The following is a 14,128-nucleotide window of genomic DNA, read 5'->3' on the forward strand; positions in this document are numbered from 1 at the left end:
TCATGCCTGATGACCATAGCGAGCTGGTCCCACCCCTTCCCATCCCGAACAGGACCGTGAAACAGCTCCACGCCGATGATAGTGCGGATTGCCCGTGTGAAAGTAGGTAATCGTCAGGCTCCTTATGCAGTACGTCCAGAACCCCGGTCGCTCCGAAAGAGCACCGGGGTTCTGGCGTTTGGGCGCCGGAAATTCTCGAAAGAATTAAAAGAACGATCAAGACTCGCGCATCTGCAATCAGGCAGGAATATCCCGAGTGCAATGCAATATTCCCTAATACGTCGATGTAATCGGCCCGGTTCAAATCGAACTTACTATAGGGATAGCGGGCATAGTGCTCAGCGACCAAGGCGCAGAGACCGGTGATATCGAGCTCGCGAGCAGAGCCATATCGGGCAGACCAACTCGTAGGGCAACTTCCAATATGTTCGTACGCGTACTCCACAGTGCGTCTGCTAACCCTGCGGCCGCATGTAAAGCGCTTTCGCCCAGATAATAACTATTGCTACGCTTGCATTCAATCGCCCAAGCGCCCAGTCGCCCGCCTTCCTGTATTTACCGCCAAACAAAAAGCCCGTCACTTGCGTGACGGGCTTTTTCATTTCATCGCCAAATTACAACGGCGACTAAAATCGCTTACCGCTCCAGGAACGGACGCAGCTTGTCTGCGCGGCTCGGATGCATGAGCTTGCGCATCGCCTTGCTTTCGATCTGGCGGATACGCTCGCGGGTGACGTCGAACTGCTTGCCCACTTCTTCGAGCGTGTGATCCGAAGTGGTGTCGATGCCGTAGCGCATGCGCAACACCTTCGCCTCGCGCGGCGAGAGCGCTTTGAGCGCCTCGTCGATCGCAGCGCGCATGTTCGCGTGGATCGCTGCATCGGCCGGCGAAGCCGAGCCTGCGTCCTCGATCATGTCGCCGAGCGTTGCGTCGCCGTCGTCGCCCACCGGGCTTTCGAGCGAGACCGGCTGCTTGGCGATCTTGAGGATGCCGCGCACCTTCTCTTCGGTCATGCCCATGCGCGCGGCGAGATCGGCCGGATGCGCTTCCATGCCCGTCTGCTGCAGGATCTCGCGCGAGATGCGGTTCAGCTTGTTGATCGTCTCGATCATGTGCACCGGCACGCGGATCGTGCGCGCCTGGTCGGCGAGCGCGCGCGTCACGGCCTGACGCACCCACCACGTGGCGTACGTCGAGAACTTCCAGCCGCGGCGATATTCGAACTTGTCCACCGCCTTCATCAGGCCGATGTTGCCTTCCTGGATCAGGTCGAGGAACTGCATGCCGCGGTTCACGTACTTCTTCGCGATCGAGATCACAAGACGCAGGTTGGCCTTGACCATCTCGCCCTTCGCCTGACGCATCTTTGCTTCGGCGGCGGTCATGCGGCGGTTGATGCCCTTGATCTGCTGGAGCGACAGCGACGCAGCCGCTTCGATCTCGGCGAGCTTGCGCTGTTCGGCCTGGATGGCCGGCAGGCTACGCTCGATGGAGGGGCCGTACTTGCTCGATGCAGCGGCGGCGCGCACGCCCCATTCGAGGTCCGTCTCGTGGCCCGGGAACTGCTCGACGAAGGCTTCGCGCGGCATGCCGCAACGGTCCACGACGATCGCCAGCACGTTGCGCTCGATCGCACGAATCCGCGCGACCTGCTCGTGCAGCAGCGTGCACAGACGGTCGATGGTGCGGGCCGTGAAGCGGATCGGTGCGAGTTCGCGCTGAATGTCCGCGCAGATCTGCATTTCGGCGGCCGATGCGCGCGCGTTGGCGTCCGTCGTGCACGCCATCTGTTCGAACAGCGTGCGCACGCGTGCGAAGATCGCAAGGCTGTCGGCCTTCAACTGCGCGAGCAGGGCTTCGTTGGCCTTGCTGTTATCGGCGTCATCGTCGTCGTCGCCGTCGGCGTCATCCGATTCTTCGTCGTCCGATGCCTGCGCTTCGGTTTCTTCGCTCGTGTCGGCGTCGGCCATCGCGGGTTCTTGCGTGGCTTCGTCGCTGCCGATGCCGTCGACGAGTTCGTCGATGCGCATTTCTTCGGCCGCGATGCGGTCGGCGTCGGCGAGAATCGTCGCGACGATCGACGGGCAAGCCGCGATCGCCTGGATCATTTCCTGGAGGCCGTCTTCGATGCGCTTGGCGACTTCGATTTCACCGGCGCGCGTGAGCAGCTCGCTCGAACCCATTTCGCGCATGTACATGCGCACGGGATCGGTCGTGCGGCCGAATTCCGAGTCGACCGTCGAGAGCGCGACTTCGACTTCCTCGTCGGCTTCGTCGTCGGCCTGCGAGTCTGCGCGCGTATCTTCGTTCAGCAGCAGCGTGTCGGCGTCGGGCGCCTGCTCGTAGACCTGCACGCCCATGTCGTTGAACGTGGCGACGATGGTTTCCAGCGCGGCCGTCTGCGCGAAGTTATCGGGCAGGTGGTCGTTGATGTCAGCGTGGGTCAGGTAGCCGCGTTCGCGGCCGAGCTTGATGAGCGCACGCATTTGATGCTGGCGCTTTTCGAGTTGCGAGCCGCCGTCCATCTGAATCGTATCGCCGGTCTTGTCCTTGGCTGCGCGGCGGGCGGGGCGGGCAGACGAGGGCTGCACGTCTTCCCGGTCATGGCTTGTCAATACAATCTCCTCGAAAGGAATTGCCCAACGAGGGCAAAAAGGGTCACGCGCCAGCGGCGTGGCGTCCTGGCGATGACGAAAAATTGCAGGGGAATGGGCGGGGGCGCGTGCCGGTTCCGCCGAGCGAGCGCCAAACGCACAATGGCGTGGCGGCCTGGATTTTCGTGCAATGCAGAAAGATCGCGTATGGTAGTGCGTTACGCCACGTGAGGCAACCGTAATCGTCGCGCCGACGCACCAGACACGCTTGCCCGGGGTCGAAACGAATTTGAAAGGTCGTCAAAATGGCGTTTTGGGTGCTTCGCGGCTTTCCACAAGCGTAATTAGACGCGACTCCCGGTTAATGGTTCGCACGTTTCATAGGCGGGCTAAAAAACATGCGCGATGCCTGGAATTGCGCTGAAGTGGCGCCTGGTACACGAGACACGCTGCGATCGATCCCCACTATGCCGATTGCAGTGCGCCGCAATATCAATAAGAACGCCCGGCCATGCATCTGCGTTGACCGCCGCGCGCCTGCTGACGCGTTATTGAGGGAATTGAATTCGTTGCACTCGCCTTCACTTGCCTTGCTCACGGCGCAGGCTCGCCGCACAGGCACTGTGCCGCGCAGCGCGACGCGGGCGTTGTCAGCCGACGTAGAGCTCATAGGTAGAAAGCAAACGAAACGTTACGGATGCGCCGGGTTGCGCATTGCCGTCTTGTTTATAGGCTATAGGCGAGCGTCGCGAAACGCGGTGCCTCGTTGTGCAGCAGCTCGTGCGCAGCCAAAAGGTAACCGCGTATGGGATTTTTGCCTTGTTGCTACGGCTTGCGGGACGTCGCAGCCAACCCACAAGGCCCATGGAAGCCTCTCCAACCCCAGTTGGCGCGTCTTTTAGTCTGTTGGCGCTCACCAGCTGAGACCCATCGCGCCGCGACCGCTCCCAAATCCGGTTACCTGATGCGCGCCATGCGCGGCAATGGCTAGCCGGGCGGCCACAACGGCGGCACTCATCCGGGCCGCTCTCTCAACTCCTTCAGTCCCTTGATCACGACGAGCAGCGCGCGGCCGTGCTCCTCCGAGCCGTCCCACACGTCGACGATGGCGTTGCGCAGCAATTCGTTATACGCGGCCGCATGCCGCGAGGCGGGCTTCACGCCGTAGAAACTGCATAGCTTATTGAATGACGCGCTCCGGCGCAGCCTGCGGCCGTTCGACAGCCGGAGCCGCGAGACCGTTGGCTGGCTGACCCCGGAGAGGCGCGCTATTTCACTGGACGAGCGCGTGTCGGCCGATAGCTGGCGCAGCAGTTCCTGAACGGGAAAATCTGTGTCTGGGGCTTCCATGCCATGCATTATACCTATACAGTAACGCTTATTGAATTGCTCGCCGGTTTGGCGGGCGCTGCATTCCGAGGAAGTCGATGGCACTGAAACACCTACCGCCCACGTTTTGCTGGTCCAGGATCGGATCGGAGACGGGAGAAGATCTCCCCACGATCGTCCTTCGCAAGGAGTGGGAGCGGCGGCTGGGTGGCGGGCGGTTTCTGTGGGGCATCAATCAGTCGCTCGGCAGCAGCGCGCAGGTTGCCGCGCTGCGCACGGGATTTTTGCTCGCGCTGTTCTCGCCGGCGGCAAGCCGTCCGCGAGTCGCTGACGTCAAGCGCGAGGACGCGCTCGTCTGGAACGCGTGGGTGGACGCAAGCGGCCAGGTGCGGCCGCTGCCGCAGCACGTGTTCGTCACGAGCCGCACGCGCTTTCCTTCGGGCAAGCCGCGCGATCATCACTACGCGCTCGTGTGCGCGTCGCCCACGGAGCTCAGCATCGGTAGCAGCCTGCGCGTGCAGCCCGAGCGTCTGCGCAGCGTGAGCACGGCGAAGGCGCCTTGCGCCTCGCAGGGCACGGTGGTGGTGGACCGCGTCGAGCGCGCGGCGCCAAGGGCGGGAGCGGATTTCGGCGCCCGGGGTTATCCGGTCGCGTTCGGCGTGGAGCTCGAGGCACCGTATTTCGTGCGTCTTGCACAGCCCACGCGCGTGAAGGCGCGCGACATGGCTGCGCTCCACGAGGCGGTGCGCAACGCCGACTTCGAGGCCTGGCTGGCGCTCACGAAGCGTCTGCGCGGCGAGGCGCCGGCGCAGCATGCGCGCGGCGTGACGAGCGATCTCTTCGACTTGCTGGCGAAGGCGCGCGACCTGGGCGCAATGCGCTCGACTTCGCGCGATACCGATTTCGACACCTGCGCTGAAATGCCGCGCAGCCGTTGTGGCGAGACTTCGGCGCTGCTGGCGCGCGGCGTCACGCGCGAACTCTTTGCGCGCGACCTCTTCGATATGGTGCCGGCGGAATGCACGACGCCCGTGAGGCGAGGCGGCGGCCCCCGTGTGAGGGGGGCGTCGTTCGGAGCCACGGTCAAGGAAACTTCCTACGGGACGCAGCCTGGTGGCCTCTCCCAAGGAGACTTGCTGTGCGGCGCCGACTGGACGCAATTAACGATGGAGCTGTATGGCGATCAACATCCGTTCAAGCGAGGCCGAAGCCGCCCGACGCTTTCTTGAGGCCAGCCGCAACGTCGATCAGGCATTTCGCGCCATGCGCGTCGTGCATGACGAAGCGGACGACTCAGACCCGACACTCGCCTGCGGCGAGGCCCAGTCTCGTCTCGATCTTGCGCTGGACGAACTGGCCCGCGCGCAGGCGCTGTTCGACTCGGTTGCGCGCGTGCAAGGCCGAAGGCGCGCCCGGGGAGGGATGGATGCATGACCGATCGCGCCGAACCGGGGGAACCGACCGAACCGACCAGGCAGACCAGGCAGACCAGGCAGACCAGGCAGACCAGGCAGTGCAAGCGGGCGGAACGCCGCGATGACGCAAGCGGCAGCACAAACCGGCGTCGGCCCCATGGCGCTGGTGGCTGTCGAGCAACGGCTCGCACCTCACCGGCGCATCGTCGATGACGATCTCGCCGCCGCGCTGCTTCCCGCACCCGCCCGCTGGCTCATTGCGTTGATGGGCGCACGCACGGCAGCGCGCATGGCCGCGATGGCCGAGCGCAAGTATCCGGGCCTGTGGGGCGGCATGCTGTGCCGCAAGCGTTATATCGACGAAAAGCTGCTCGAAGCGCTCCCGCAGATGGAAGCGTTCGTGAATCTGGGTGCGGGCTTCGATACGCGTGCTTACCGGCTGCTGCACGATAGCCGCGTGCATGCGTGGGAGCTGGATCAGCCGGTCAATATCGCGGCTAAACGCAAGCGCCTGGCGAAGCGTTTCGGCGCGATACCGTCATTCGCGACGCTCGTGGCGGTCGACTTCGAGCATCTCGCACTCGATGCCGTGCTGGCCGCGCAAGGCTACACGCGCAACCGGCGCACCTTCTTCGTCTGGGAAGGCGTCACGCAATATCTCGATGAAGCCACCGTGCGCGCCACACTTGAAATGCTTGCGCGGGCCGCGCCCGGCAGCCGCCTCGCCTTTACCTACGTGCGCCAGGATTTTCTCGAGGCAAATGTGCCGCAAGGGCAGGAGGCGCTCTACCGCCGCTTTGTCTCGCCACGGGCGACCTGGCGTTTCGGCCTCGATTGCGAGGCCGTGCGCGCGTTTCTCGCGCCTTATGGCTGGCGTGTGATCGAGCAGCCCGAGCCCGAAGCGCTCGCGCGCCGCTATATCGCGCCCACCGGTCGGCCGCTCACCTGCATGCCGATCGAACGCACGGTCTACGCCGAGCGCGTGTAGCGCCTCCCAATGCGGCAGGTGGCAGGCGGCCTGCGAGTTGCGCCAAGAAGCGCCGACGCACTATTCCCGTGGTGGCTGCGCCTTGAGTTCGAGCAGTTGCGCGACGAGCGGCCAGCGCCCGGCGGCTTCCTGCCAGGCGTTCTCGGCCTGCACGTCGAAGTAGCGCTCGGCGTCCACGCCCTCGACGAGTCGCGCGAGCGCGTCGATATCGCCGGGCAGGGCCGCATTGCTGCGCGCGCGCCGTCCGTTCAGCCAGCCTCGCAGCGCCATTTACTTGCCTCCGTCCACCCAGACGCCGTCCGGCGTATGGATCACATAGCCCGTGGGCGTGGTCATCATCACGGTGGCTTCGTTTTCGCCCACCATGCGCGTTTGCGGCAGGTTCGTCGCGTACTGCGCGAGCGGCTGGGCGCCCGGCAGGAACGGGCTGCTCGCGACGAGGTTCGAGAGCAGTTGCGCGAGCGCGAGAAAGCTCGTCGGCGTAGCGATCGTGACTGGGCCGCCCGCGTGCTCCGTGCCCGCGGGCAAGCCCACCACCTTCACGCCCACCGGCACGTGCACGATATTCGGCGTGGGGATTTCGCGCATGCCGGCGATCTGGTTGTCTTCGCCACGTAGCGCTGCGCCGTGCTCGGGCACGAACACGATCACGGCCTTGCGGCCCGATTGCGCGACCAGATCGATCAGTTTGTCGACGTCGCCGAGCAGCAATTTCAGGCGGATCGGCCAGGACTGCAGGCTCGTGAGTTTGGCGTCGGCGCCGGGCATGCGGTTGCCGTCGTGCAGCGTCACCGTGTTGTAGTAGAGCGCGACCGGGCCGCCACCGGCCGCGAGGCGCTGCTTGTACCAGCGCGCGAGCACGTCATAGTCGCCCGTGAGCGGTGAGCCGTCGAACTCCTTCATGGCCACGGGCACGCCGTCGTTCGGCGGGATCGTCACGCCCGGCACGCCGATTTCCTTGATCACGGTGCCGCGGAAGTCGTCGAAGCGGCCGTTGTGGTTGAGCAGCGCGTTGGGTTTATAGCCGGCCTGGGCGAGTTGCGCGAACAGGTGGCATTCGGGCGGCGCCGGGTCGTAGAGCGCCTTGTGTGCTTCCTGCCCGCAGGTCGCGCGCAGCACGCGGATGGCCGCCGGGCCGCTATAACTCGCAGCGGAGCTGAAGTTCGTGAAGACGTAGTCGAAGCGCGAGAAGAGCGGGTTGTTGCGCATTTTCACGACGTCCATATCGTCCCACGAGAGCGAGCAGATATGCACCACGATGATGTCGAACTGCGCGTTCGTATCGGTCGTGAGCGGCGTGAAATTCACGTGGCGGCCTTCCTCGTTGGAGCGGAACGCGGCGAGCTGCTGGTCGTAGCTGCCCGCCTGGTCGTTGCGCGGCTCGTCGCCGTTGCGGTTGTTCGCGTTGCCGCCCTCGTCGCCGTTCCTGGCGGACGCGCTGGTGGCGTTCGCGACCAGCGTGCCCGCGCCCTGCCACAGCGGCACCGCGACGAGCGCGATCAGCACGAAGGTCGTCACGCGAATCCAGCGGTTGACGAGGAAGTAGAGCAGCACCGCGAGCACCGCGCTCACGACCATCGCGAGCGAGACGACGCGCCCGCTCAGCTCCAGCATGTACGACGGCGTGAAGGTGAGCAGCACGGGGAGCTGCGAGATCGCCCGGCCGATGGGCGGCATGTCCGACTCGTGATAGACGAGCGCGATGCCCGCGATCACCGCGAGTACGTTGCGCGCGTTGCGCAGCCAGCGCATTTTCACCGGCAGCAGCAGCGCGAACGCGAACAGGATGTTCAGCAGCCAGTCTGCTTTGAGCTTGCCGAGCGAGTAGAGGTACAGCTTGGCTACGAAGTAGAGATTCCAGAGGCCCATGTTCAGTCGCGTTCCAGCGTGAATTTCGTGTCGTTATGGCGTGTGCGCATCGTGTGTGTTTCGTGCCCTGCTTTGTGCCTGATTTGTGCGTGCGTTGTGTTTGCTTTGCGCTTGCGCCGTGCTTGCCTTGCGCCGCTCACGGCCGGCGCGCCGGGTTGCGCCGCTCGGGCCGGCGCCGCGTGAAGAGGTTCTCGAGCGCATCGAAGAATGCATCGACGAGACGCAGATAACCCTGCCAGCTCAGCGCGATGAGCTCGACGAGCCCGTTCAGCGGCGCGTCCTCGCGCGACACGTCGTCCCATTCGAGCCAGGCGTCGGCGCGCCCGAACGTGCACTCGACGAGCCGGCGCTCGCGCTCCATGGTCAGGTTCTCGAAGCGCACGCCCAGATGCCCGTCGACCAGACGCGCGACCACGGCCGGGAAGTCATGCTCGAGCGTGCCGCGCGAGAGGCACACGTTCACGCGCTCGCCGGCTGCGAGCTTTTCGGCGCCGGCTTCGGCGGGCAGCACGAGGCCTAAGCCGCCCATCGAATAGTTCTCGGTCTTGCAGGCGAGCGTGCGGCCGTCGGGCAGCGTGAGCATGGCGGGCACGCGCAGCGGGATGCGGTGCGCGACGCGCACCTGGCGCGCTTCCTTCGCCACGCCCACGGCGAGGCCGAGCACCGTGAGGTTCACGCAAGCCCAGAACAGGTTCATGAACACCGTGGCGGGCTCGTCGCTGTGCCAGATCGTGAGCCGTCCGATGCCAGCCAGAATGGCGACCACGTTGATGCCGAGCAGCACGAGATACGGCGTGGAAATGGTCCAGTCGAGATAGTCGCGCTCGATGTGGCCGCCCTTGGAGGTCACGTTGAACTTGCCGAGCTTCGGGTTGATGAACGCCATCGTAGTGGGCAGCACGATGTACCAGGCGAGCACGCTCTCATAGGCTTCGGCCCAGAACGAATGGCGGTAGCGGCCCTGGATGCGCGAGTTGGCGGTGGCGCCGATCAGCAGATACGGCAGCACGTAGGCGAGGATCACCGGCGCGGGCGTGTTGATCACGTGCAGCCCGAAGAACAGGAACGCGCACGGCATCACGAGGAAGATCAGGCGCGGGATGCCGTAGAAGAAGTGCAGCATGGCGTTGCTGTAGCACAGGCGCTGGAAGAACGAGAGCCCCTTGCCGAACCACGGGTTGTCGATGCGGAAGATCTGCGTCATGCCGCGCGCCCAGCGGATGCGCTGGCCGATATGGTCCGCGAGGCTCTCGGTCGCGAGGCCCGCGGCCTGCACGGTGCGCAGGTACGCCGAGGTGTAGCCCGCGCGGTGCAGGCGTAGCGAGGTGTGCGCGTCCTCGGTGACGGTCTCCACGGCAATCCCGCCGATCGACTCGAGCGGCTTGCGCTTGATGATCGCGCACGAGCCGCAGAAGAAGGTGGCGTCCCAGAAGTCGTTGCCGTCCTGGATCAGCCCGTAGAAGAGACTCCCTTCGTTGGGCACGCGATGGAACGTGTCGAAGTTGCGCTCGAACGGATCGGGCGAGAAGAAGTGGTGCGGCGTTTGCACCACCGCGCATTTCGGATCGGCGAGGAAGGTGCCCACCGTGGTCTGCAAAAACGAGCGCGTGGGGATGTGGTCGCAGTCGAAGATCGCGATCAGCTCGCCATCGGTGAGCGGCAGCGCGTGATTGATGTTGCCGGCCTTCGCGTGCATGTGCTCTTCGCGGCGGATATAGCCGATGCCCGCCTGCGCGGCGAAATCGCGGAATTCGTCGCGGTCGCCGTCGTCGAGGAGGTACACGCGCAGTTTCTCGCGCGGCCAGTCGATCGTGCTGGCCGCGAACACCGTTGGACGCACGACCGAGAGCGGTTCGTTGTAGGTCGGAATATAGATGTCGACGGTCGGCCAGTCGGCGGGATCGTCGGGCAGCACGCTCGGCTTGCGGCGCAGCGGCCACGCCGTCTGCACATAGCCGAACACGAGCACGACCCACGTATAGAGCTCGGCGGCGAACAGCACGTAGCCCACGAAGGCTTCGGCGGGGCTCGACAGATGCAGCGTCTGGGTGCTGCGCCACCAGATGTAACGGCCCGTCATGAGGATCGAGAGCATCACCATGAGCATGGTTGCAAGATGCCCCGGGATGCGGCGCGCGACCATGACCATGAGCCACACGAGGAAGAACAGCAGCACCTGGCCGCCGAGCGGCAGCGGCGTCGTGCAGATCGCGACCGCCGTGACGAAGGCGAACCATAGCAGGCACTGGCGCAGGAAGGGCACGTGGTCGAGCGTGGCGGAGAACTGCTCGAGGCGCGCGCGGATGCCGTCCCAATCGATGACGGGCAGCCGCGTCCCGAGCATCGCGCGAGCCTTCGCGGTGCGCCGGTAGAGCGGCCCGATACGCTTGTCGAGCCACAGGCGCAGCGCGATGCGGTGCGGATGCGGCGCATCGCGCTGCGAGCGCAGGTCGGCGGCGAGGCGGCGGCGCACGCGGCGCGGACGCAGGAACAGACGCAGGAGCCACGCGCGCGTGCTGCGGTCGTGGTCCATGTCGAGTTGCTCGACGATCTCGCGGCCCAGCGCCGCGAACGCGAGCGCGGGCCAGTCGCGCTTGCCGGGACGCGGCGGCCGGAAGAACAGGCGCAGCAGCCATGGGCCGAACGCCGCGTCGGCGGCGACGCTCAGCTTGCGCGCGCCCGCCTGGCGCAGACCTGCCCACAACGCCGACCATAGCCTGATCGCCTGCGCGCGGATCATCGGCTGGCTCCCGTTGCGCCTTTGCGCATGCTGTCCTGCCCGTCCCGCGCCCCGGCGGGCGCATTCGTCGACCAGTGCGAGATCCACGAGGCGATGCCGTTCAGGTCGTGGGCGGTCTGCGAGGCGGGCGCGCTCATGCAGAAGTTCGCGCCACCCGCGAGCGCGGCGGGCACGCCCGTATCCGCATGCACGAGATACGGCAGCATGGCGGGGCCCAGGCGCGCGCGCAGCAGCGCGACGAGATCGGTGTGCAGCGGCCGCGCGGGCACCACGCCATTGGCGACGAACACGGCACGCTTGCCCGCGCGCGCGAGCGCCGCGGCGAAACGCGGCAGTGTCGCGCAGGTGGTGGCGTCGGGCGTGAGCACGCCGAGCACGAGATCGGCGGCATCGATTGCCTGGCGCGCGTGCGGCGAAGGCCAGGGCGCGGCATCGATGAGCGCAATGGCGTGCGCCGGGAGGTCCACACGCGCGAGGCGCTCGCGCAGCCAGTAGCGATGAGCGGCGAGGTGCGTTGCGCTGTCGTCGTCTTCTTCTTGCGGCGCGCTGCCCCAGGGGAGCACGAGCACGCCGTCGTCGCTTTGCAGCGCGGCGCGGGCCCAGCCGTCGCCGGTGGGGTTCGCGTTATGCAGATCGGTAACGAGACCTTCGCGCGCGCTCTCGCGCAGGCCGAAATGCAGCGCCAGCACGTTGCGGGGATCGCATTCGACGGCGAGCGCCGCGTGCTCGCGCGCGGCAAGAAGGCTCGCGAGCGCGGCGGTGAGCGTCGAGCGGCCCGCGCCGCCCACGGCGGAGACGATCGCGATAGTCCTCATGAGCGGGGCTCCGCAAGGTTGTCCGCCGCGGCGGGAGCGGTGGGCGAGGTGTGGGCGTGGGGCACGGCCGAAGGCCGCCGCATCACGACATCGGTACGGCGCTTGCCGCGAATCACGAGCGCGCCCAGTTGCGGCGGCAATTCGAGCGGCCGGGCCCTCGCGGGCTTGGCCCAGTTGGGCACGAAGCGTCCGAGGCGCAGCCGCCACGCGAGCCACCAGAGCGGCGCAGCGAGGATCAGCCCCCAGACGAAATAGCCGAGGAAGGTGTTCATGTCAGTCTCCGCCGGGCCGCCCCAAGGAGACTGACGGCCCCCTCGGGGGGCAGCGAACGCGGTGAGCGTGGGGGTCGTTTCATGTCAGTCTCCGCCGGGCCGCCCCAAGGAGGCTGACGGCCCCCTCGGGGGGCAGCGAACATAGTGAGCGTGGGGTCATTTCATTCTCTTGAGCGGCAGCGACACCGGGCGCGGCTCGGCGCGCGGCGCCTTGCTACCGCCCGCTTGCCACGCGATGGGTGCAAGCGTCGCGGCAGCGGGCAGCGTCGGCAGCAGACCGCCGGTTCGAGGCGCGTCGTCCGGCGCGGCGCTATTGCTGTTGCCGTTGCCGGCGGGCGCGCGAGCCTCCGACGCGGGCGTCGCCTGCGGTGCAGCCGGTGAATGCGGCGCGTTCAGCGCGAGCCAGCCCGAGTAGTCGGGCGGCGTTTGCGTCTCGATCTCGTCGGTCAGCGTCTCGAGCAGCGCCGTGATCGAGTTCGGATCGCCGCAGCGCTGCTCGCCCTGGAAGAGTTCGGCGAGCGGGCGCTTGAACACGCGCTGGAGCACCGCGTCGGCGTCGCCGATGCGGCAGGCGAAGAAGAACACGTAGAGGCTGTCGCCCGCCGCGCTCATGATGTCGCCTGCGCGCCGCTGCACACAGGCCTTGAGCGCGTCCACATGGGCCACGTCGGACATCAGCGCGAGGCGGATCAGCACGCTCGGCAACTGGATCACCCGGCTGCGCTCCACGGCGGCGCCCACGAGCTCGACGAAGCGCGCCGCACCGACGTAGCCGGTCTCCTCGCCGTGCATCACGCCGGCGAGCGCCTGGCGGTAGTCGGCGGGCACGGGCCGCGAGTACACCTGGCCTTGCAGGCTCTCGACGATCGCCTCCACCTGCGAGAGCGTCGTGTGGCGCGGCACCACGCGGTTCGCGCCCAGATTGAGCATGAGCGATTCGTAGCGCAACGCCACCATTTCCTCGCGCACGATGATCTTGAGCGCGTTGCCGCATTGCAGCCGCAGCGTGTGCACCTGCCCGGCGAGCGCTTCGAGCTGGCGGCTCGCGCCGAATTCGAGGATCACCGTGGCGGCGACAGCGGTGCGCGCGGCGACCAGCGCGGCTTCGTTGTCGTCGACCACTTGCCAGCTGGGCGGCAGCGCGCGCTCGTTGAGCACGGCGTCGCGCGAGACGATCACGCGGCCCTCGTCGGGCGCGAGCAGACCCACTTCGCCGGGCGAGCGCTCGAAGGTGCCGCCCGGGTTCGTGATCATGAGTCGATGATCGATGGCCGCGAAGCGCAGCGGCAGCGACTGGCTGCCGAGTACGGCAACGCCTGAACGCCAGAACGCCACTTCCCAATGGAACTGGCCCTGCGTTTGCAGCAGCTGCGCGGCGCCGGCAAAGCGCGCCTGGAAGGCGGCGAGTCCGGACTGCTCCTCACTGAGGCCTGGCGGCTCGGCCAGCAGCAGCACGCCGTGGCGGTGCTGCGTGCACCAGTTCGCGAGCTGCGCGCCCTGGCGCGCGAGCGTGGCGGGGTCGTGCCAGGCGAAGAAGGCCTCGGCGCCTTCGATGTAGAACTGGCTCGCGGGCGCCGCGCACCGGTTGGCAAGCGCGTCGAGCGCCTCGATCAGCACCTGCGTACCGTCGCGCTCCGGCAGTGGCGTGAGCGAACAGACGTTGGCCCAGTGATGCGTCGCGCCGGGACGGTCGATGTCGATGCCGTGATCGCGCAGCGTGGCCACGATGCTCGCGCCGTCACGCGTGGAGAGCACCGTCGCGGGGCCTTCGAGCGCGGCGGCGGCGGTTTGCCAGAAGAGCGCGTCGCGCGCGGGTGACGCGCTGGCATAGACCACATGCACCTGGCCCGAGCCGAGCGCGGCGAGCGCGGGCGGCAGGCCTTCGATGGCGAGCGGTGCGCGCTGCGAGAGGCGCGCGAGCAGCGACGGGTGCGGCTCGCGGCCGGCGCTGGCGCCGGTACTGATACCGGCAGCGGGCGCAGCCGCACGGGCGTCAGCGGGCCGCCGCGTGGACTGCACGGGCTTCGTGGGCTGCGCCGGTTCGGACACAGGGTCGCGTGCGGGCTCGTTCATCGTCGGGTCTCGGGCAGCGCGGTTGGCGTCGA

At 66.8% G+C, this 14,128-nt stretch carries 11 protein-coding genes, 1 rRNA gene and 1 pseudogene; 4 read left to right on the top strand and 9 right to left on the bottom strand.

Going from position 1 to position 14,128, the window contains the following annotated elements; genetic code table 11:
- The first annotated feature begins 5 nt into the window (after positions 1 to 5).
- Positions 6 to 119: ribosomal RNA gene (gene rrf, locus L5014_RS26210) — 5S ribosomal RNA — on the top strand.
- A 336-nt stretch (positions 120 to 455) separates the two neighbouring features.
- Here rrf and L5014_RS26215 read toward each other — a convergent pair.
- The 3 genes from L5014_RS26215 to L5014_RS26225 all read right to left on the bottom strand — a co-directional run bounded on the left by L5014_RS26215 (position 456) and on the right by L5014_RS26225 (position 3,945).
- Positions 456 to 602: a hypothetical protein gene (locus L5014_RS26215; RefSeq protein WP_238466718.1), complete on the bottom strand. Its 147-nt coding sequence runs from the start codon at positions 600 to 602 to the stop codon at positions 456 to 458.
- A gap of 34 nt (positions 603 to 636) precedes the next feature.
- Positions 637 to 2,616: an RNA polymerase sigma factor RpoD gene (gene rpoD, locus L5014_RS26220; RefSeq protein ID WP_274389520.1), complete on the bottom strand. Its 1,980-nt coding sequence runs from the start codon at positions 2,614 to 2,616 to the stop codon at positions 637 to 639.
- 993 nt (positions 2,617 to 3,609) lie between these two features.
- The gene (locus L5014_RS26225) at positions 3,610 to 3,945 is read right to left on the bottom strand and encodes a helix-turn-helix transcriptional regulator (RefSeq protein WP_238466719.1); all 336 of its coding nucleotides are present in this window, start codon (positions 3,943 to 3,945) and stop codon (positions 3,610 to 3,612) included.
- A gap of 77 nt (positions 3,946 to 4,022) precedes the next feature.
- On the opposite strand from L5014_RS26225, the pseudogene L5014_RS26230 reads away from it, so the two are divergent.
- The 3 genes and pseudogenes from L5014_RS26230 to L5014_RS26240 all read left to right on the top strand — a co-directional run.
- Positions 4,023 to 4,772, top strand: a pseudogene (locus L5014_RS26230) (hypothetical protein); the annotation flags it as partial.
- Positions 4,773 to 5,100: 328 nt separating this feature from the next.
- On the top strand, positions 5,101 to 5,358 hold the full coding sequence (locus L5014_RS26235; protein ID WP_238466720.1) for a hypothetical protein: 258 nt from the start codon (positions 5,101 to 5,103) through the stop codon (positions 5,356 to 5,358).
- 102 nt (positions 5,359 to 5,460) lie between these two features.
- A complete protein-coding gene (locus tag L5014_RS26240) occupies positions 5,461 to 6,327 on the top strand; it encodes an SAM-dependent methyltransferase (protein WP_238466721.1) in 867 nt (288 codons plus the stop codon).
- A 60-nt stretch (positions 6,328 to 6,387) separates the two neighbouring features.
- Here L5014_RS26240 and L5014_RS26245 read toward each other — a convergent pair whose 3' ends face one another.
- From L5014_RS26245 to bcsE, 6 genes are all read right to left on the bottom strand, one after another.
- A complete protein-coding gene (locus L5014_RS26245; RefSeq protein WP_238466722.1) occupies positions 6,388 to 6,597 on the bottom strand; it encodes a BcsR/BcsP family cellulose biosynthesis protein in 210 nt (69 codons plus the stop codon).
- A complete protein-coding gene (bcsG, locus tag L5014_RS26250; protein WP_238466723.1) occupies positions 6,598 to 8,196 on the bottom strand; it encodes a cellulose biosynthesis protein BcsG in 1,599 nt (532 codons plus the stop codon).
- 136 nt (positions 8,197 to 8,332) lie between these two features.
- Positions 8,333 to 10,936: a UDP-forming cellulose synthase catalytic subunit gene (gene bcsA, locus L5014_RS26255; RefSeq protein WP_238466724.1), complete on the bottom strand. Its 2,604-nt coding sequence runs from the start codon at positions 10,934 to 10,936 to the stop codon at positions 8,333 to 8,335.
- On the bottom strand, positions 10,933 to 11,751 hold the full coding sequence (bcsQ, locus tag L5014_RS26260; RefSeq protein ID WP_238466725.1) for a cellulose biosynthesis protein BcsQ: 819 nt from the start codon (positions 11,749 to 11,751) through the stop codon (positions 10,933 to 10,935). Before bcsQ ends, bcsA begins: the two co-directional genes overlap by 4 nt.
- A complete protein-coding gene (locus L5014_RS26265) occupies positions 11,748 to 12,023 on the bottom strand; it encodes a hypothetical protein (protein ID WP_238466726.1) in 276 nt (91 codons plus the stop codon). Before L5014_RS26265 ends, bcsQ begins: the two co-directional genes overlap by 4 nt.
- A gap of 156 nt (positions 12,024 to 12,179) precedes the next feature.
- The gene (bcsE, locus tag L5014_RS26270; protein WP_238466727.1) at positions 12,180 to 14,096 is read right to left on the bottom strand and encodes a cellulose biosynthesis protein BcsE; all 1,917 of its coding nucleotides are present in this window, start codon (positions 14,094 to 14,096) and stop codon (positions 12,180 to 12,182) included.
- Between the last annotated feature and the right edge of the window lie 32 nt (positions 14,097 to 14,128).

It is taken from the genome of Paraburkholderia tagetis (genome assembly GCF_022213065.1).
Lineage (GTDB): Bacteria > Pseudomonadota > Gammaproteobacteria > Burkholderiales > Burkholderiaceae > Paraburkholderia > Paraburkholderia tagetis.